Annotated in this window: 19 protein-coding genes and 1 pseudogene; 8 read left to right on the forward strand and 12 right to left on the reverse strand. The window is 42.0% G+C overall.

The features are described from left to right. The 6 genes and pseudogenes from PN447_RS12200 to urtE form a co-directional block, all read left to right on the forward strand. Positions 1-402 (forward strand): annotated as a pseudogene (locus tag PN447_RS12200) (photosystem II q(b) protein); the annotation flags it as partial. Between the two features lie 211 nt (positions 403-613). Then, positions 614-1,924 carry an urea ABC transporter substrate-binding protein gene (gene urtA / locus PN447_RS12205; RefSeq protein WP_271763307.1) on the forward strand — a complete coding sequence of 437 codons (1,311 nt, stop codon included), beginning with the start codon at positions 614-616 and terminating at the stop codon, positions 1,922-1,924. 56 nt (positions 1,925-1,980) lie between these two features. Beyond that, positions 1,981-3,135, forward strand: coding sequence for an ABC transporter permease subunit (locus PN447_RS12210; protein WP_271763308.1), 1,155 nt, complete (start codon positions 1,981-1,983; stop codon positions 3,133-3,135). Positions 3,136-3,154: 19 nt separating this feature from the next. Next, positions 3,155-4,276: an urea ABC transporter permease subunit UrtC gene (gene urtC / locus PN447_RS12215; protein WP_271763309.1), complete on the forward strand. Its 1,122-nt coding sequence runs from the start codon at positions 3,155-3,157 to the stop codon at positions 4,274-4,276. Next, positions 4,251-4,997, forward strand: a complete 747-nt coding sequence (gene urtD, locus PN447_RS12220; RefSeq protein ID WP_271763311.1) for an urea ABC transporter ATP-binding protein UrtD — start codon at positions 4,251-4,253, stop codon at positions 4,995-4,997. Before urtC ends, urtD begins: the two co-directional genes overlap by 26 nt. 53 nt (positions 4,998-5,050) lie before the next feature. Next, complete coding sequence (urtE, locus tag PN447_RS12225) at positions 5,051-5,749, forward strand: urea ABC transporter ATP-binding subunit UrtE (protein ID WP_271763312.1); 699 nt, start codon at positions 5,051-5,053, stop codon at positions 5,747-5,749. Between the two features lie 21 nt (positions 5,750-5,770). Here urtE and arsB read toward each other — a convergent pair whose 3' ends face one another. Both arsB and PN447_RS12235 read right to left on the reverse strand, forming a co-directional pair. Further along, the gene (arsB, locus tag PN447_RS12230) at positions 5,771-6,928 is read right to left on the reverse strand and encodes an ACR3 family arsenite efflux transporter (RefSeq protein ID WP_271763313.1); all 1,158 of its coding nucleotides are present in this window, start codon (positions 6,926-6,928) and stop codon (positions 5,771-5,773) included. Between the two features lie 41 nt (positions 6,929-6,969). Then, positions 6,970-7,386 carry an ArsI/CadI family heavy metal resistance metalloenzyme gene (locus PN447_RS12235; protein WP_271763314.1) on the reverse strand — a complete coding sequence of 139 codons (417 nt, stop codon included), beginning with the start codon at positions 7,384-7,386 and terminating at the stop codon, positions 6,970-6,972. 83 nt (positions 7,387-7,469) lie between these two features. Here PN447_RS12235 and PN447_RS12240 point away from each other — a divergent pair, with 83 nt between their 5' ends. Then, positions 7,470-7,853 (forward strand): ArsR/SmtB family transcription factor, encoded by a 384-nt coding sequence (locus tag PN447_RS12240; RefSeq protein ID WP_271763315.1) that lies wholly within the window; start codon positions 7,470-7,472, stop codon positions 7,851-7,853. Here PN447_RS12240 and arsJ read toward each other — a convergent pair. The 10 genes from arsJ to PN447_RS12290 all read right to left on the reverse strand — a co-directional run bounded on the left by arsJ (position 7,822) and on the right by PN447_RS12290 (position 17,265). Further along, a complete protein-coding gene (arsJ, locus tag PN447_RS12245) occupies positions 7,822-9,084 on the reverse strand; it encodes an organoarsenical effux MFS transporter ArsJ (RefSeq protein WP_271763316.1) in 1,263 nt (420 codons plus the stop codon). The two genes, PN447_RS12240 and arsJ, sit on opposite strands and share 32 nt — an antisense overlap. Positions 9,085-9,146: 62 nt before the next feature. Next, positions 9,147-10,157, reverse strand: a complete 1,011-nt coding sequence (locus PN447_RS12250) for an ArsJ-associated glyceraldehyde-3-phosphate dehydrogenase (protein ID WP_271763317.1) — start codon at positions 10,155-10,157, stop codon at positions 9,147-9,149. A 104-nt stretch (positions 10,158-10,261) separates the two neighbouring features. Further along, positions 10,262-10,591, reverse strand: coding sequence for an ArsR/SmtB family transcription factor (locus PN447_RS12255; protein ID WP_271730574.1), 330 nt, complete (start codon positions 10,589-10,591; stop codon positions 10,262-10,264). A gap of 12 nt (positions 10,592-10,603) precedes the next feature. Next, complete coding sequence (locus PN447_RS12260; RefSeq protein WP_271763318.1) at positions 10,604-11,815, reverse strand: aspartate aminotransferase; 1,212 nt, start codon at positions 11,813-11,815, stop codon at positions 10,604-10,606. Further along, a complete protein-coding gene (locus PN447_RS12265; RefSeq protein WP_271763319.1) occupies positions 11,812-13,002 on the reverse strand; it encodes an iron-containing alcohol dehydrogenase family protein in 1,191 nt (396 codons plus the stop codon). The genes PN447_RS12260 and PN447_RS12265 overlap by 4 nt, the downstream gene beginning before the upstream one ends. A 335-nt stretch (positions 13,003-13,337) precedes the next feature. Beyond that, positions 13,338-13,859 (reverse strand): Ycf51 family protein, encoded by a 522-nt coding sequence (locus PN447_RS12270; protein WP_271730571.1) that lies wholly within the window; start codon positions 13,857-13,859, stop codon positions 13,338-13,340. 80 nt (positions 13,860-13,939) lie between these two features. Then, positions 13,940-14,362 (reverse strand): HEPN domain-containing protein, encoded by a 423-nt coding sequence (locus PN447_RS12275; RefSeq protein WP_271763320.1) that lies wholly within the window; start codon positions 14,360-14,362, stop codon positions 13,940-13,942. Then, positions 14,346-14,912 carry a nucleotidyltransferase domain-containing protein gene (locus PN447_RS12280; RefSeq protein WP_271763321.1) on the reverse strand — a complete coding sequence of 189 codons (567 nt, stop codon included), beginning with the start codon at positions 14,910-14,912 and terminating at the stop codon, positions 14,346-14,348. The genes PN447_RS12275 and PN447_RS12280 overlap by 17 nt, the downstream gene beginning before the upstream one ends. A 206-nt stretch (positions 14,913-15,118) precedes the next feature. Beyond that, positions 15,119-16,441 (reverse strand): O-antigen ligase family protein, encoded by a 1,323-nt coding sequence (locus PN447_RS12285; protein ID WP_271763322.1) that lies wholly within the window; start codon positions 16,439-16,441, stop codon positions 15,119-15,121. Then, positions 16,423-17,265 (reverse strand): YaaW family protein, encoded by an 843-nt coding sequence (locus PN447_RS12290; RefSeq protein ID WP_271763324.1) that lies wholly within the window; start codon positions 17,263-17,265, stop codon positions 16,423-16,425. The genes PN447_RS12285 and PN447_RS12290 overlap by 19 nt, the downstream gene beginning before the upstream one ends. Positions 17,266-17,434: 169 nt before the next feature. Here PN447_RS12290 and PN447_RS12295 point away from each other — a divergent pair. Next, positions 17,435-17,929 (forward strand): RNA-guided endonuclease InsQ/TnpB family protein (locus PN447_RS12295; RefSeq protein ID WP_271763325.1); only part of this gene is annotated, 495 nt, incomplete at its 3' end.

Consider the following 17,929-nt stretch of genomic DNA (forward strand, 5'->3'; position numbering starts at 1 on the left):
ACCGAAACCGAATCTCAAAACTACGGTTACAAGTTCGGTCAAGAAGAAGAAACCTACAACATCGTAGCTGCTCACGGTTACTTCGGTCGCTTAATCTTCCAATACGCTTCCTTCGACAACAGCCGTTCACTACACTTCTTCTTAGCTGCTTGGCCTGTAATCGGTATCTGGTTCACCGCTTTGGGTGTAAGCACCATGGCGTTCAACTTGAACGGTTTCAACTTCAACCAATCAGTAATTGACTCTCAAGGTCGCGTCATCGCTACCTGGGCTGATGTCATCAACCGCGCTAACCTGGGTATGGAAGTAATGCACGAGCGTAACGCTCACAACTTCCCCTTAGACTTGGCTGCTGGTGATGTTGCTCCTGTTGCTTTGACTGCTCCTGCAATCAACGGCTAAGAGATTCAGGTTAAGAAATTTAATTAACACTTTCTCTGATTGATCAAAGCGCTCTTCCCAACGGAAGGGCGCTTTTGATTTTGGGCTGGATTTCCTGAATCAGTTGCAATCTAAATTTATAAAACTTTGTATATTAGCTAACTTTTTAATAGTAAACTATCAAACTAACATCAAATACTGTAGATAAGCAGTGTAATCAATTCATCCGAATATGACTCAACAATTTAACCGAAGGAAGTTTTTACTTTATAGTTCCGCAACTCTCGGTACTAGCCTTTTGCTCAAGGCTTGCGGGAATGAGTCACCCAATGCTACTGATACTGTTACTAATGGCAGTAGTGATACTGCTACAGATAGCAGTAGTACCATCAAAGTAGGTATTTTACACTCCCTCAGCGGGACAATGGCGATTAGTGAAAGAAGCGTTGTTGATGCTGAAAGATTAGCAATTAAAGAAATTAATGCTGCGGGTGGTGTGTTAGGTAAACAAATTGAAGCGATTACTGAAGATGGCGCTTCTAACTGGGATACTTTTAGAGAAAAGGCTACCAAACTAATTGATCAAGATCAAACTGTTGTCATTTTTGGTTGTTGGACCTCAGCTAGTCGCAAGAATGTTAAGCCGGTGTTTGAGAGTAAAGACCATATGCTCTGGTACCCGGTACAGTATGAAGGTCAAGAATGTTCTAAAAACATTTTCTATACTGGTGCGGCTCCCAATCAACAAATTGAACCATCTGTTGACTGGATGTTAAAAAATAAAGGCAAAGAATTCTTTTTAGTTGGTTCTGACTACGTTTTTCCCCGGACTGCAAACACCATCATTAAGGCTCAATTGGAGGCTTTAGGTGGAAAAACTGTGGGTGAAGATTATTTACCACTAGGTAACGTAGAAGTTACACCCATCATCTCTAAAATTAGGCAAGCTTTACCCAATGGTGGCGTAATTTATAACACCCTCAATGGTGACAGCAATGTGGCATTTTTCAAACAATTAAAAGGGGCTGGATTAACAGCAGATAAATATCCCTCTATGTCTGTAAGTATTGCAGAAGAGGAAGTTAAAGCCATTGGTGTTGAATATCTCCAAGGTCACTATGCAGCTTGGAATTACTTTCAAACAGTAGACACACCTGCAAATAAAAAGTTTGTAGAAGCTTTTAAAAAAGAGTATGGTGCAGACCGGGTAATTAACGACCCCATGGAAGCAGCATACGTCGCCGTTTATTTATGGAAACAAGCGGTAGAAAAAGCTGGGACAACTGACTTAGATAAGGTGCGCGCTGCGGCCTATGGTCAAACTTTAGATGCACCAGAAGGTAAAGTGACTATGAACGCCAATCATCACTTGTCTAAAATTGTGCGCATTGGTGAAGTGAGACAAGATGGTTTATTCGATATTGTCTATGCTACCCCTGCACCAGTAGAACCAATTCCCTGGAATCAATTTGTCCAAGAAACTCAAGGATTTGGCTGTGATTGGTCAGACCCGGCTAAAGGTGGTAAGTACAAGCAAGTTTAAGTTAATGGTCAATAGTCAATAGTCATTGACTATTGATATTTATTGAGGATAAATAGGTGTTAATAGGTGTCTTAGAAGCTTTATTTAATGGTATTAGTATTGGGGCAGTATTATTAATTGCTGCTTTGGGACTAGCCATTATATTTGGTTTGATGGGCGTGATTAATATGGCCCATGGTGAATTGATGATGTTTGGAGCTTATACCACTTTTGTAGTACAAAATGCCTGCAAACAGTTGGGCGGAGTGTGGTTTGATTTTTATATATTTTTGGCTTTGATTATTGCTTTTCTATTCACTGCTGTTGTGGGGTTAGTGTTAGAACGGGGCGTGATTCGTTATCTGTATGGACGACCTTTAGAAACTCTCCTAGCAACTTGGGGGGTGAGTTTAATTTTTCAACAGTTTGTTCGCAGTGTGAATTGGTTATTAGTAATTGGCATATTCCTATTTTGTGTGTTGTTTTTCGGAGGTTTACGGATTTTAAATGTTCGGAGTAATGGGGGGAAAGTGCGTAAATGGTTTGTAGGATTGTTGTTGTTACTATCTCTGGGTATAACAATAACAATGGGAAATTTATTGAGTGAGCAACAGGTGTTTACTCAACCTTGGTTTGGCGCTCAAAATGTAGATGTGACGGCTCCTGGTTGGTTACAAGGGGGAATGTCTTTAGGTGGTCTCCAATTACCATTTGCTCGCTTGTTTATTATGGCTTTGACAATAATCTGTGTAGCGGGAATTTATCTATTTTTACAGCGCTCTAACTGGGGATTAAGGATTCGTGCTGTGACCCAAAATCGCAGTATGAGTGCTTGTTTGGGTATCCCTACTCAAAAAGTTGATGCTATCACTTTCGCTTTGGGGTCGGGTTTGGCTGGTGTGGCTGGTTGTGCTATTAGTTTACTGGGTTCTGTAGGGCCAAACACCGGACAAAATTATATTATTGATACCTTTATGGTGGTAGTGGTCGGTGGTGTGGGGAATTTAGCAGGAACTATTGTGGCGGCTTTGGGAATTGGTACGGCTAATTTTTTAATTGGTTCTGGGACTCTAGCTTTGGTGTTATCTCCTCTTCAACCTTTAGCTGATGTGTTGAATTTCTTTGCGACTACAAGTATGGCCAAGGTGTTAGTGTTTGCACTGATTATCACGTTTTTACAGTGGAAACCTGGGGGAATTTTTCCTCAAAAAGGTCGTACTGTTGATGTTTAAACCAGAAAGGACGCAGAGCATGAGTCAGAAGGGCGGACGGTTAATTTTAATTGAGATTGGGGTGGTGGTGGCGATCGCACTGATCCTGATTTTAATTATACCAGCAATGCTTTCGGGGTTTCGGTTGAATCTACTGGGGCGGTTTTTGTCCCTGGCCATTGTGGCTTTGGGTCTGGATTTAATCTGGGGTTATACCGGGTTGCTGAGTTTGGGACATGGGATTTTCTTCGGTTTAGGGGGATATGCGATCGCTATGTACCTAAAACTGCAAGTTCCCCCCGATGAATTACCTGATTTTATGGGGTTGTATGGCGTGAAAGAACTTCCTTGGTTTTGGTATCCTTTCTACTCTTTTCCCCTGGCCACAGTGGCGGTGGTGTTGATTCCCAGCCTACTAGCGGGATTATTAGGATACTTAGTATTTCGGAATCGCCTCAAGGGGGTTTATTTTTCCATATTAACCCAAGCCGCAGTGATTATATTTTTCAACTTCTTTAATGGTCAACAAAAACTGTTTAACGGTACTAACGGACTCACAGGTTTTAGAACCTTGTTTGGGGTGAATGTCAGTGACTCCCAAACCCAATTCATTTTCTATACCTTGACGGTAATTGTTCTGGCCCTAACCTATGGGATTTGTCGCTGGTTGACCAGTGGACGCTTTGGGCGATTATTAATCGCTATTCGAGATGATGAAAGTCGGGTGCGATTTTCTGGCTATAACCCCACAGAATTTAAAGTTTTAGTGTTTGCGGTCTCCGGTGCGATCGCCGGGATAGCAGGAGCATTTTATACACTTCAAAGCGGTTCAGTATCACCGCGAACCATGGATATTGCTTTTTCTATTGAAATGGTGATTTGGGTGGCGGTGGGGGGACGCGCTACCTTAACCGGGGCGATAGTCGGTACTTTATTAGTCAATTATGCGCGCACTTTTTTAAGTGAACAATTTGCCGAAATTTGGCTATTTTTTCAAGGCGCACTATTTTTAATAGTCGTCACAGTCTTACCTGACGGTCTCATGGGATGGTTAAAAAAGCAACAGATTCCTTTTTTCCACCGCCCTCGCCCAATCCCCACATATCCCACCTTAGAAGCAGACCCAGAAGTGCAACATGAACGCGAAAATCTTGGAAACTGAAAACGTCACCGTCAGTTTTGACGGTTTTAAAGCTATCAATCAACTCAACTTTAGTATGGATGCGGGAGAGTTGCGGGTAGTAATTGGTCCCAACGGTGCGGGAAAAACCACCTTTCTGGATGTAATTACCGGGAAAGTACAACCAACCATTGGGAGAGTTTTATTCAAAGGTAAAAATCTGCGTTCTTTACCTGAACATGAAATCGCGCGCTTAGGAATTGGGCGGAAATTCCAAACACCGCGAATTTACTTAAACTTAACCCCCCGTGACAACCTAGAAATTACTATTAACCGCCACAAAAATGTATTTTCTACCCTATTTCATCCCTCTCATCCCACGGAAAATAATAGTATTAAAGGCTTATTAGAAACAGTTGGTTTAACCCCTAAAGCAGACATTCCCGCCGGTTTACTCTCCCACGGAGAAAAGCAACGTTTAGAAATTGGGATGTTAGTAGCACAGTCCCCCGACTTATTACTAGTGGATGAACCAGTTGCAGGGTTAACAGATGAAGAAACCTATAATATCGGACAACTACTATTAACACTCGCCCAAAGCCATTCAATTCTAGTCATTGAACACGATATGGAATTTGTGCGCCAAATTGCCAAAACGGTAACAGTATTACATGAAGGTTCCGTACTATGTCAGGGGAGTTTTGCACAAGTCCAAAATGACCCCCGTGTAATCGAAGTATATCTAGGAGAACAGCCAGAATAAATAGGGTCTGGAGCTTAGATAAATCATAACCGCCATTGAGAATCAAAAAACTGATGCTAAAAATTTCTCAACTTAACGTTTACTACGGTGAAAGCCATATTTTACGCAACGTAGATTTAAGCGTACCACCAGGGCAAATGATCTGCTTAATTGGACGTAATGGTGTAGGTAAAACCACTCTACTCAAAACAATTATGGGGTTACTCTCACCCCGCAGTGGCACAATTAACTTAAATGCAGAATTAATCAACTCCAAATCTCCAGACCAAAGGGCAAAACTGGGAATTGGTTATGTTCCTCAAGGACGAGAGATTATCCCCCGGTTGACAGTCAAAGAAAATTTGCTTCTAGGGTTAGAAGCTAGACCAAAAAACCGTAAAAAAGCAGAAATTTCCGAAGAAGTTTTTAGCTTATTTCCGGTGTTAAAAACTATGTTATCCCGCATGGGTGGTGACTTGAGCGGTGGACAACAACAACAGTTAGCGATCGCCCGTGCTTTAATGGGAGAACCACAGTTACTCGTCTTAGATGAACCCACCGAAGGTATACAACCCTCAATCATCCTGGAAATTGAAGCCGCAGTACGTCGCATAGTAGAAACCAAAGGGATTTCTGTGTTATTAGTAGAACAACACTTACACTTTGTCCGTCAAGCTGATTACTATTACGCCATGCAAAAAGGTGGGATTGTGGCCTCTGGTTCCACCACAGAACTGAGTCAGGATGTGATCCAAAAGTTTTTGGCTGTTTAAGTTTAATTTTGATTGGGTATTTTACCGTAAAGTCAAATCCTCACTACTAATACAGCGTGGATCTGGTAATGTAGCTTTTTCTGGCTCCCTGGGGAACCAAACCGCTGTGCGCTGACAAATTTTCACCAACATCAACATCACTGGAACTTCGATTAACACACCTACCACCGTAGCCAATGCAGCACCGGAATTTAAGCCAAACAACATCACAGCTGTAGCAATAGCAACTTCAAAGTGATTACTAGCTCCAATTAATGCAGCTGGTGCGGCATCTTCATAAGATATATTCAGTTTTAATGCTGCCACATAACTAATCAAGAAAATGAAATTAGTTTGAATAAATAGGGGTACAGCAATTAATAAAATGTGCAAGGGATTCTCAACAATCACTTCACCCTTAAAGGCAAATAGCAAGACTAAAGTAATTAACAAAGCAGTAATAGCAACCGGAGTGAGATACTTTAAAAACCGCCTTTCAAACCACTGTCTACCTTTGTGTTTAAAAATCCAATAACGGCTGTACATTCCTACCACTAAAGGTAAACCAACATAAATGATTACTGATAAAACTATGGTTTGCCAAGGTACTATTAAATCATTGGCTGCTAGTAACCACCTGCCCAAGGGTGCATACAAAAATAGCATTAATAGTGAATTTACTGCCACCATGACTAAGGTATGTCCCTGGTTACCGTAGGATAGATATCCCCACATCAACACCATGGCGGTACAGGGAGCGATTCCTAATAAAATTGTCCCGGCGATGTAGGAATTAACTATTTCTGCTTCCCTCCCACGCAGTAATTCTGTACCTGTAATTAATGGACGAAATAACCAACCCAAGAAAAACTGCGCAAATACCACCATTGTGAATGGTTTAATTAACCAGTTGACTATTAAGGTGAGAATTACAGGTTTAGGGGCGCGGACTGCATTCACAGCTTGGGTAAAGTCAATTTTTACCATGATGGGGTACATCATGAAAAATAGACACACTGCAATGGGTAGGGAAACTTGATAAATACTCATTGCATCCAGTGCGATCGCCACCCCAGGAAATAACCTCCCTAGTGCAATTCCGGCTAAGATGCACAAAAATACCCAAACAGTCAAGTATTTCTCAAAAACACTCAGGTTACTCCCGGCTTTTAGCGGGGTTGTGTTTGTGTTGGTATTCATTGATATCACCTAAAATGAGGAATTATGGAAGAGGAGGTTATTTAACCACAACAGGAGTGTTTCCAGTTCTCACTTGGTGTTGTATCAGCAACTTTGACTACAAAAATTTCCCAACGGTTGCCATCTGGGTCTGTTACCCAAACTTTATCTTGTACAGCATAACAACAGTCTATATCTTCTTCAGTAAACAATGCCAGTCCTGCCTCTGTAAACCTTTGGATGGCAGAATGCACTGCTTGTGTACTTTCAACTTGTACCCCTAAATGAGACAAGGCACCACCAGACTGGATATGATTGGCTAGGTTGAGAGTTAGGTTTAAAGCCGGATGAGAAATATCAAATTTAGCGTAGTCAGCTTTATATTTGACGGGTTCCATACCAAACATTGCCTGATAAAATTCTACTGACTTTACCAGATTAGTCACGTTCAAAGCCACATGAGTTTTCAATACTGCCATAATTTATCTCCTTACAGAATTGATAAACATCTATATAGATGTTTATCAATATCTTGCCATAGCATATCGATAAGTGTCAATATATGAATATGAACTCGCCCATAGACCTGAAAAACTGTTGTAAACCAGTGCTATCCAGCTTCCTTAAGGCTGATGAAGTAGCAGAGATAGCAGCTATTTTCCGAGTATTGGGAGAACCAGCGAGACTACAACTTCTCAGTTTCATTGCTAACCGACCCCAAGCCGAGGCCTGTGTTTGTGAGTTAATAGAACCTTTGGGACTATCACAACCAACTGTGAGTCATCATCTCAAGGTTTTATATGAAGCTGGTTTACTCAACAAAGAACGACGCGGCACATGGATTTACTATCAATTTGTGCCTGAACGTATTGAATTGTTGCAAAAAGTCTTAGCATTACCCAGCGTTGATGAACCTAATCTCCACCTTCGGATTTCCAAGCTATAGCTTGACTCGGTTGTGGGTCAGGTAACTTCATCGTCACCAGTCCGGCTGCTAAGACTAATAACATGGATGTCCACAGACAACCTACTAAGTTAAAATATTGAAATACCAACCCTGATAAAACCGTACCAGCTAATCGACCCCCGGAGTTAGCCATATAGTAAAAGCCAACGTTGAGGGCGACTTTATCGTCATCGGTGAACGCTAACACTAGGTAGGAGTGGACTGCTGAGTTAAAAGCAAAAACTACACCAAATACAAGCAGTCCGGTAATAATGGCGATGTTACCAGGTACGCCCAATTGTAAAGCCAAGGCGATCGCCGCCGGAACTGCTGTGAGGGTAAATGTCCAAAACTGGATAGTCTGAGATTTCGGTGGTTGACCAGAACCAAAGCGCTGGATAAGGGTGGGCGCTAAAAACTGAATCACACCATAACCAATCACCCAACAAGCCAAGAATCCACCCACTTGATAGAACGACCAGCCTAAATTTCCCCGTAAAAACACTGGTAACCCCACAACAAACCACACATCGCGGGAACCAAACAGAAAAAATCTCGCAGCTGAGAGAATATTAATTTCTTTGCTCTTAGAAAACAGTTGGCTAAACTTAACTTTGGCCTTGATTTTACCCATACCCCTAGGCAACATCAACCCGGTGAACATAATTAAGAACAGTCCCCCAGCCATAATTAATAGGGAAGAGGTAAAGCCAAAAGAAGACAACAGCACACTACCAACAAAAAAGCCTACCCCTTTAAGTGCATTCTTGGAACCTGTTAATACCGCCACCCACTTAAATAAAGATGACTGAGCCTCCTGGGGTACCACCAAGCGAATAGCACTCTTAGAACTCATTTTAGTTAAATCTTTGGCAATCCCGGAAAAGGCCTGGGCTACCATCACATAACCCACCGCCATCCACTGCGCCCAATCGGGATTCAGCCATGATAGCATGACTAAAGAAAAAACCTGTAAGCCAATACCCGTATAAAGAGTTACCTTTAAACCCAATTGGGAACCAATCCAACCCCCCAGAAAGTTGGTAATAACCCCAAAGATTTCATAGAATAGAAATAAAAAGGCGATTTGTAAGGGAGTATAGCCGATACTATTAAAATAAAGTAGTACCAGCATTCGCAAAGCACCATCAGTAATAGTAAAACCCCAATAGGCTAGGGTAACAAGAATATAATTCTTGAGATTAGCGCCAGAAGCTGTAGAAGATGTCATACACAATTGCGGAGTAGGGAGAAAGATTGTTACAGCAGATTTCCTTGGACTCAGGTAAATGACTAATCACTCAATGCAACCTTACGCGCTAATTCAACCATCCGATTCGCGTAACCCCATTCATTGTCATACCAAGCTAGGATTTTGACTTGAGTTTCATCCACCACCATTGTAGAAAGAGCATCAATAATAGAAGAACGAGGATCATCTTTGTAATCAATGGATACTAAAGGACGCTCTTCGTAGCCTAAAATACCTTTGAGGGGTTCTCGTTCTGACGCTGCTTTCAATAAGCTATTAATTTCATCTACTGTGGTAGGTCTTGCAACTTCAAACACACAATCTGTTAAAGAAGCATTCAGTAATGGGACTCGCACCGCCACACCGTTGACCTTACCGTTCAGTTCGGGATAAATTAACCCAATGGCTGTTGCTGAACCGGTTGTAGTCGGAATTAGAGATAAACTCGTAGCCCGCGCCCGGCGTAAATCTTTATGGGGAGCATCAACTATGGTTTGAGTATTAGTATTGTCATGGATGGTAGTAATTACTCCATGGTTAATACCTAAACCTTCATGAATTACCTTGACTACTGGAGCTAAACAGTTAGTAGTACAAGAAGCAGCAGTGAGCAGGTGATGCTTTTGGGGGTCATAGAGATAATCATTTACCCCCATGACTATATTTAAGGCTTCTTCCTTTACCGGAGCAGCGACAATTACTTTTTGTACTCCCCTTTTAAAATAAGGGTCGAGGGTTTGAGGAGTGCGAAACTTACCGGAGCATTCCAAAACCAAATCAACACCCAAGTCATCCCAGGGAACTGCGCCTGGTTCAGCATAATCACTGAATCTCAGATTTTTATTGTTTATTAAAACACTTTCATCATCTGCTTTTACTTCTAGTGGCCAACGTCCATGGACAGAATCAAACTTTAATAAGTGTGCCGCTGTTACCGCACCGCCTTTAATTTCGTTGATATGCACAAAATCTAATTCTGGCCAACCCCATCCAGCCCTTAGAGCCAGCCTGCCAATTCTACCAAATCCGTTGATTCCTACACGCACTCTCATATTTAATTAAGAAAGCTTTACTTTTATATCATTTCAAAAAAAATTGATATGTCAATGACTCAGAGGTTACTGTATACAAAAATTCATCAATAAAACTTGATATATCAGGAAAAATTATCGCAAGACTGAGCAGGAGATATTTCTCCTAACCGGCTATATTCTCCTAAATATGCTTCTAAAACAGCGAATTGGCTCAAATTCAAACTGTAATAAATCCAGCGTCCTTCTTGACGGGCGTTGACTAAGCCTGCTTCTTTGAGGGTTTTCAGGTGAAAAGATAGTTTTGACTGACTTACCCCCAAGGTATCACACAAGTCGCATACACACTGTTCCCGCTTTCGCAGCAATTCTACCGCATTAATCCTGATGGGGTCAGAAAGAGCATGAAAACCGGCAACAATTAAATGAGAATTGGTAGCACAGGGGGTAGACATCAGTGATTTTCTCTATTGTGAACCAGAGACTACGGTTTCGGGTTGATAACGGATACCAGCTTGTTTAAATCTGTGCAAAGCTTCACCCAAGCGATCGCACTCTGCAATCAAGCTGATCCTAACATAGCCTTCACCTGCAGTCCCAAAGGCATTACCAGGAGTAACAACAACGCCAGTTTGTTGCAAGACATCCAAGGCAAAATCCGTAGAACCCATACCCACGGGACACTTTACCCATAGATACATAGTAGCTTTGGTTTTGGGGATATCCCAGCCCAATTTTCCTAAACCGCTGATGAGAAAATCTCGGCGGGTGCGGTAGCGTTGTTGTACTTGATGTAAGTACACATCTGGTAGTTCCAAAGCTGTTTGGGCTGCGGTTTGCAAAGCGGCGAAAATACCATAATCCAAGTTAGTCTTGAGGGTGCGCAAACCTTGAATTACATGACGATTCCCCACCACAAAACCCACCCGCCAACCAGCCATATTGTAGGTTTTAGATAAAGTGTGAAACTCAACGCCAATTTCTTTTGCGCCGGGAATTTCTAACAAACTAGTGGGTTGATAACCATCAAAAGCTAACTCGGCGTAGCATAAGTCATGCACCAGCAGAATTTCATATTTCCGAGCAAAAGCCACGATGTCCTCAAAGAATTCCCGGGGGGCGGTGGCGGCGGTGGGATTACTGGGATAGTTAAAATAGAGGATTTTGGCTTGTTGTGCAACTGCATCGGGAATAGCAGCTAAATCAATTAACCAGTTATTCTCTGGTTTGAGAATCAAACTATGAATTTTCCCCCCAGCAATTAATGGACCGCGAAAATGGGCGGGATAGGCGGGGGAAGGAACCAGAACTAAATCACCAGGATTAATATAAGCGATCGCCAGATGGGCTAATCCTTCCTTAGAACCCAGTAAAGGTAAAGCCTCACTATCCGGATCTAGAACCACATTATAGCGGCGATTGTACCAATTAGTGATGGCACTGCGGAAACTAGCAGTACCTTCAAAAGGCGGATAACCGTGGTTGGCGGGATTTTGTAACGCCGCCATTGCTGCTTCCACCACTGGCTGTGGTGTGGCACCATCTGGGTTTCCCATCCCCAAATCAATTAAATCAAGTCCTTGTTCGCGCGCTTTAGCCTTCAATTCGTCTAAACGGGCAAATACGTAAGGCGGTAGCTGTTGTATGCGTTCTGCGGGGGTAATCCAATTCAAGCTCATTGTAAAACCTCTTCATTCATTCCCCTGGAGGAGACACGATTAATCACCTCTCTACTATCCGTTGGTGCAGTGGTAGAAACCATTGCAGCCATCAACTCTTCTGTCACAACTTTAAACGGTAGTCGATGGATGTCAGACTGGGGAGCTAAACTAATTTCCGCAGCTGTTTGTAATTCTTTTAATGTAATGTTGCCTAAACCTAAATTGTCCAAATTTCGCGGCAGTCCAATGTCTGCATAGAACTTTAACAACTGTTGCCGCGCCGATGCTGCAAGTTGATTGTTTTGTAACATTTCTTCTAAACGCAGCTGCACCAAAATACCGTAGGCAACTTTTTCACCATGTATACTACCGTGTCCATGGATGTGAGTTAACCCATTATGTACAGCATGAGCCGCCACCGTGCGACACTGCGCCCCTCCTAGCCCGCCAATTACCCCAGCCAGTAAAACTGTAGCATCTACCACTTCTTGCCAAACCTCACCACCTGCTTCTTTGAGGGCGGTAGCTGACTTTTGCAATAGTATATCTCGTAAAACTCGCGCTTGTTGCACTGCGGCAATAATTAAAGTTTGTTGAGAATTGCCACTGCTGACTGATGCTTCATACCATTTAGCGATCGCATCCCCAATTCCTGCCACCAATGTATGTTGTGGTGCTGTTTGAATTAAATCATAGTCAAGTATTAATAAATCAGGACAGCCAGACAGAGCCACATCATAGAGGAAAGCCCCGGTTTCCGAATAGACATTAGAAAGAGCAGTCCAAGCGGCGCAGGTAGCCGCAGATGTAGGAATTGTCACTACTGGTAACCGCAACTGATAGGCGACTAACTTAGCTGCATCCAAAGCTTTACCGCCCCCAAAACCAATAATCACATCAGCTTGGTGTTCCTGGGCTGCTGTCCTTAAAGCTTGTAAACTAGCTTCACAGCAATCTACACCATAACTCTTTACGGCTGTGACTAAATTTTCCTGGGCTAAAATTGGTTGTAGACTCTTTTGAGCCATAGTCACAGTAGAATTACCCGCCACTAATAAGGGACGAGTTCCCAGGCGGTAAATTTCTGCTGGTGTTGATTGTAAAACCCCACAACCACGCATTACCTTTCCGGGAGCAACTGTCAATGTCAATAATGAGTTAGAAGTTTGAGTAGACAAGTTTTTTGTAAAAGATTGACTGGGCATATAAATCTAGTGTGCCAAAACGTTGATAATTCTTAATCAAATTTTACACTTATGTCCAGAAATTTTCGTTTCCATTGGCTCTAATCACGCCCATGCGGCTCCAACTCTGAACTACCAAATTTTTGAAGACCCAGAATTAACAATTATATATCCTAATCTAAAAAGCATCAATACTGTATAGTATAATACAAAAAAAATATGTTATTTTGTTGACAAAGAATTTTACCCGGGAGAACAAAAAATCAACGGGGAGAGCGCCGAGTAAAGATGAAACTTCACCAAAATCAACCATTTTCTACCCCGTGACCCAAGAAAAAGTTGGAACTAATTCAGCACTAAGAAGCAGCATCGGGTAATTGAGCGAATTTTTCCCAATAAATTTGTAGCTCCATATTCCCATCTTCGCGACTAGCTAATGTCCGCTTGATCTGACCTAAGTAAAGAGGTACAGAAACCCCTGGTTCAGGATGAATCACAGTACGAGCGCGAATAGTCAGTTGATTATCTCCCCTTGTCCCCAGACGACCATAGGAATACAGATTACTAGCCGCTTGCAACAAAGTTGCTTCTAATTGTTCGGCTGAAATTTGAGGTGATGTAGCAATCACCGTTTCTGTAGAAGCATTATCATAAACTAAAGTATATTTTACCGCCCCTGGAATCACAGTGCGACTCAAAGGCACCAAAGACAGAGAAAATAAACCCGCAGTCAGCACCAACATAAAGCCGGTTGTACCCACCAGTCGAAAGCGGATACCCCACTTGACAATAAAAGCCAGCAATGTCAGGGCGGCGAATGCTATGGTGGCAATACCCGACCATTGGCCGTACTGAAGAAAGTCAGAAGTTGTCAGCATACAGATCAGCTACTTAGGCGTATTTTACTTGATGACGGACACATCCATTTTACCGATTAGTTGCACTCAGGAATTATGACTTAGCACCATATCATGTCTACTATGCTTTTTCCCTTAGTAATGGTTTGTGGAAATTGAATAGCTATGATAATTACTGTTGATTTTACTGAAAATTTAACAGCAAATGTATTATTTATTACGAAGTAACGCATGAAAAAAGCATCGGGGTAGCGGGTAGGAAGGTAAAAACGATCAAGAAGTTGGATATCTAAAGCGATCGACACAAGAGGATTAGGATTAAGTAAATTCACTAAATCACTAAACCGATGACTGCGGGGTGGAGTTTTTCCTTGAGCCGTAAGTAGAGCTTTAATCGCTTTTTCGCTGCATTGCTGGGCATGGAAGCACACTTGATTATTGTATATGTTATTAGCGATCGCTAATTCTGCCATTTGCAAATCCTCACGAGCAAAAATTAACCACGTTTCATACTCCCTGCTCATACAAAATCTTGCCTTTCCCTAAAATTTCCTCTCGAAAAAAAGCCCGTTCTTTGCATAAATTTTCAAACTCAACAGGAGTATAGACCAGTATATCAATCCCTACTCGTGGTTGCAGCAACTGAATTACTTCTTTAGTGCGATCCAAAAAACGTTGCGTCGTTTCTTTAACTATGACTAAATCAAGGTCAGACCATTCATGGGTTGTCCCACTTACCATTGAACCAAATAATATAATTGATTGAGGATTGTAAAAATCCCTTAACAAATCTACATAGCGGTTAAGTTCAGCTAAAAGTAATTGCTGGCGATCGCTCATGAGCATTTTTTCTAATTCTTCTTCAGCATCAATTAAATCTGATAATCTCCAGCGAGTATTAGGTTTGAGGGCATACAAAAAATCTACATCGCTCTGCGCATTGAAATCATCGCGTAAAATTGAGCCAAATACTGATAATTGAGCGATCTGCCAGCGTTGACAAAAGGATTGAATGGCATTCATTGGTAGGGCGATCGCTAATTGTTTAACTGTTTCTGTTTCTGCTTTGCTCATAATCTTTGTAAACAATGTGAGTCAAGTTTATTTACTGGCTTTTACGTAATTCTTGGACTATTTCTTAGGCGCGATCGCACACCTGACCCCCCATCCCACGCACCAGAACTTCCATCTACCAACATAGCTTTTATCAAGCATATCATCGAATTTGGAAAAATCTGGCTATAAAAGCAACTTTCCCGATTCCTTGTATAGATATATCTTCATCTGTGGTCAATGAATTCTTCACCGTACCTATGCAAACGAGAACTACTATATACAACTCCCCAAAGTGCAGAGAAAAATAACCACGAAATTGTATTTAGCCTAAAGTCAAATAAAGTTACATCCACAGTGTTGAATATCAGCCATTGTAAAATCACAACAATATAACTGAAAAATATCAATTTATCTTTTTTGTCTAGATACTTGGGTTTCTGCAACAATTGCACACCTGCAAACCATATCCAACCAAGACAGCCAAAAAATAACAGTGCGATCGGTAAACCAGTTTCAGCCGACAGCATCAAAAATAAATTGTGAGGATGACCTAAATCAATTTGCATCTGTGCTTTGTAGAGGTCGCTAAAACTGCGTAAACCCCACCCCGTCCAAGGCTTTTGCTGAGTTAAAGACCAAGCAAACTCCCATTGAGTAGTTCGCATTAAAGCCACTGGTCTATCTGGATACATTTGATCGTTTAACCGCGCCCAAAAGTAAGCCGGTACAAAGCGGCGAAAGGTTTCTGCAACTGGTGAGGGGGCGAAAGCTGCTAACAGGACACTGGTGATTATAGCGGTGACACTACCAACAATAATATGCCAACCTTGGTAAAGTGCATAGGCTAAACAGGCAATGATTCCCATCACCCAGCCATTACGTGAGTCAGTGAAAATCAGGGCTATAAAACTGGTAATTACTGACACGCTTAAAAAAATAAAGTAAGTATTATTTCTATCGCGTAAACTCCATCGTTCCAGCCACAACCCCAATCCCAAAGTAAAAGCGATCGCTAAATAAGCAGCCAAGAGATTAGCGTGCATGAATATAGAGGACATACGCCCCGGTGGAACTCCTCCCGCAGACAGACCTAAATCTAATAAAATCCACAAAACTTGTAACTGGAAACTCCAACCCCAAAACATCTGCCCAAAGCCCATAATCACCACTGGTACGGAACCAATGACGAAAATCGCCCCTATTTGCCGCAGTTGGGCTGTGGTTTTAATTAGGCTACTCAGTCCGGCAAAAACTACAAAGAATGGTAATAAATTAAACAAGCCTAGAAAAGCCTGTGTTTTCTCATCGGCAACGGCGGAACTAATTATCAGTAATAGACTTAACACACCAAATCCCCAGTTTAGGGGACGGTGCATAATTCTATGGTATTGTTTATGACAAGTAATTAATGCTGCCAACAGTATACTCACACCCCCTAAAAACGGACTCAAGGGAAAAATCAGCAGTCCAATTTGAGTCAGATTCCAAGGGGTTTGTAAACTAGGGTGGGGATGATAAAAAGCTAACTTCAAGCTGGCTCCCAACATTCAGCACGAGTGAGACGAATTTGTGCCAGAGCAAATATGGTGGGGATGATCCGACCATAGTTAGTAGAGATCGCTCTCCATCCTAAATCTGCAAAAAACCAAGTCCACATCACTGGGCCAATGAAGCTAAAAACACTACGCATTGCCCCATAACGAGCCGCATTCATAGTCATACCCCGCCGCGCCATTTGTAGAGCTACATAGCCTTTAAATTGGCTAGTTGCTGCTTGAGAACCGGCGATCGCAGTCTGTTTAGCTACTTGATATTTAGCAAAGTGGATGGCAAATTGGCGCGCTATCTGTTGCAATACCAATGGCTGCAGAATAGAAGTAACAGCCAAGGCGCTACCACCTTTAACCAGTAATCCCAATGGGTCGCCCTGTAATAAAAGTGGTAGGGGTTGTTGGATTTGTGACTGGCACAGTTGACGTTGCACCTGCTGATTTAATTTTTGTTTCTCATTTTCCGGCAGTTTTTTCCACACCTGTCCTAATAGATGTAAAAATAACTCCGCCTCTAAATCAACGGTCGTCAATTCTCTAGAATAGGTAATTTTCAAATATTTACAGACCTGAATTAATGCTTGACGGTAAGTTACCTGACTTGTACGCCCCCGTAATACTGTGATCCCATCCGCGGCTAAAAACCGAAACCGATTCTCTAATGTGTCTAGCCAAGCTTCGCGGCTTTGGCTTTGTACCTCAATGGGTTCAGGTGTATGAACATAATCTAGGGGATTAAATTTACGACTAAACAAAATTGCCGTTAAATCCTGCAATTCCTCTTGTGTCGCTAACTCCAGCGCCGCCCTCAGTTCATCCAATTTCTCTTCCTCTCTTTGTGCAGCCTTTATGTAGTTTATTCTACCAAAAAACGCGCACAGTGCCCCTGGTTTCTAACTATGGGGGTGTAGTGCGGTAGCGACTTGGGTCGCATTCCTAAAAATCGTCTGTAAAAATATTAGCATCAAGGTATAATGTTACTAGGAGGTGATGCAAGTGTTTAATCTGACTTACGAATTTAAGCTCAAACCAACTCAAAAACAAATAGCAATATTTGAAGAATGGTTAGAAACTCATCGACGGGTTTACAATCATGCTTTGGCAGAGCGTAAAGACTGGTATCAGTCTCGTAGTTGCCAGGTAAATGCTTGCAGCATTCATAGTTGTTACATCATCCCTGCTGATGCGCCTCGTCCCACATTTGCAAGTCAATGTAAGTCTCTAACTGTTGCACGCCAGGAAAATGAGTATTTAAAACGTGTTAATGCTCAATCTTTGCAGCAAACATTAAGACGACTAGAAAAAGCTTTTGTCAGTATGTGGGAACAAAATCATGGATTTCCCAGATTTAAGAAACAGGGGCGAATGCGTTCTTTTTCCTTTTCTCAATTAGGAGTAAATCCATTAACCAATAGGTATGTAAAATTACCTGTAATTGGGTTAGTTAAAGTGCGTCAATCCCGTTCAATGCCAGATGGAGGGGTG

The organism is Anabaena sp. CS-542/02 (assembly GCF_028331085.1).
Lineage (GTDB): Bacteria > Cyanobacteriota > Cyanobacteriia > Cyanobacteriales > Nostocaceae > Anabaenopsis > Anabaenopsis arnoldii.

Coding starts and splice junctions, on each gene's coding strand:
- urtD (WP_271763311.1), top strand. CDS start 4,251: ATGAACGCGAAAATCTTGGAAACTGAAAACGTCACCGTCAGTTTTGAC.
- PN447_RS12275 (WP_271763320.1), bottom strand. CDS start 14,362: ATGAGCAGGGAGTATGAAACGTGGTTAATTTTTGCTCGTGAGGATTTG.
- arsJ (WP_271763316.1), bottom strand. CDS start 9,084: ATGACATCTTCTACAGCTTCTGGCGCTAATCTCAAGAATTATATTCTT.
- PN447_RS12280 (WP_271763321.1), bottom strand. CDS start 14,912: ATGAGCAAAGCAGAAACAGAAACAGTTAAACAATTAGCGATCGCCCTA.
- PN447_RS12265 (WP_271763319.1), bottom strand. CDS start 13,002: ATGCCCAGTCAATCTTTTACAAAAAACTTGTCTACTCAAACTTCTAAC.
- PN447_RS12260 (WP_271763318.1), bottom strand. CDS start 11,815: ATGAGCTTGAATTGGATTACCCCCGCAGAACGCATACAACAGCTACCG.
- PN447_RS12235 (WP_271763314.1), bottom strand. CDS start 7,386: ATGGCAGTATTGAAAACTCATGTGGCTTTGAACGTGACTAATCTGGTA.
- arsB (WP_271763313.1), bottom strand. CDS start 6,928: ATGAATACCAACACAAACACAACCCCGCTAAAAGCCGGGAGTAACCTG.
- PN447_RS12240 (WP_271763315.1), top strand. CDS start 7,470: ATGAATATGAACTCGCCCATAGACCTGAAAAACTGTTGTAAACCAGTG.
- PN447_RS12250 (WP_271763317.1), bottom strand. CDS start 10,157: ATGAGAGTGCGTGTAGGAATCAACGGATTTGGTAGAATTGGCAGGCTG.
- PN447_RS12270 (WP_271730571.1), bottom strand. CDS start 13,859: ATGCTGACAACTTCTGACTTTCTTCAGTACGGCCAATGGTCGGGTATT.
- urtC (WP_271763309.1), top strand. CDS start 3,155: ATGAGTCAGAAGGGCGGACGGTTAATTTTAATTGAGATTGGGGTGGTG.
- urtA (WP_271763307.1), top strand. CDS start 614: ATGACTCAACAATTTAACCGAAGGAAGTTTTTACTTTATAGTTCCGCA.
- PN447_RS12285 (WP_271763322.1), bottom strand. CDS start 16,441: ATGTTGGGAGCCAGCTTGAAGTTAGCTTTTTATCATCCCCACCCTAGT.
- PN447_RS12255 (WP_271730574.1), bottom strand. CDS start 10,591: ATGTCTACCCCCTGTGCTACCAATTCTCATTTAATTGTTGCCGGTTTT.
- urtE (WP_271763312.1), top strand. CDS start 5,051: ATGCTAAAAATTTCTCAACTTAACGTTTACTACGGTGAAAGCCATATT.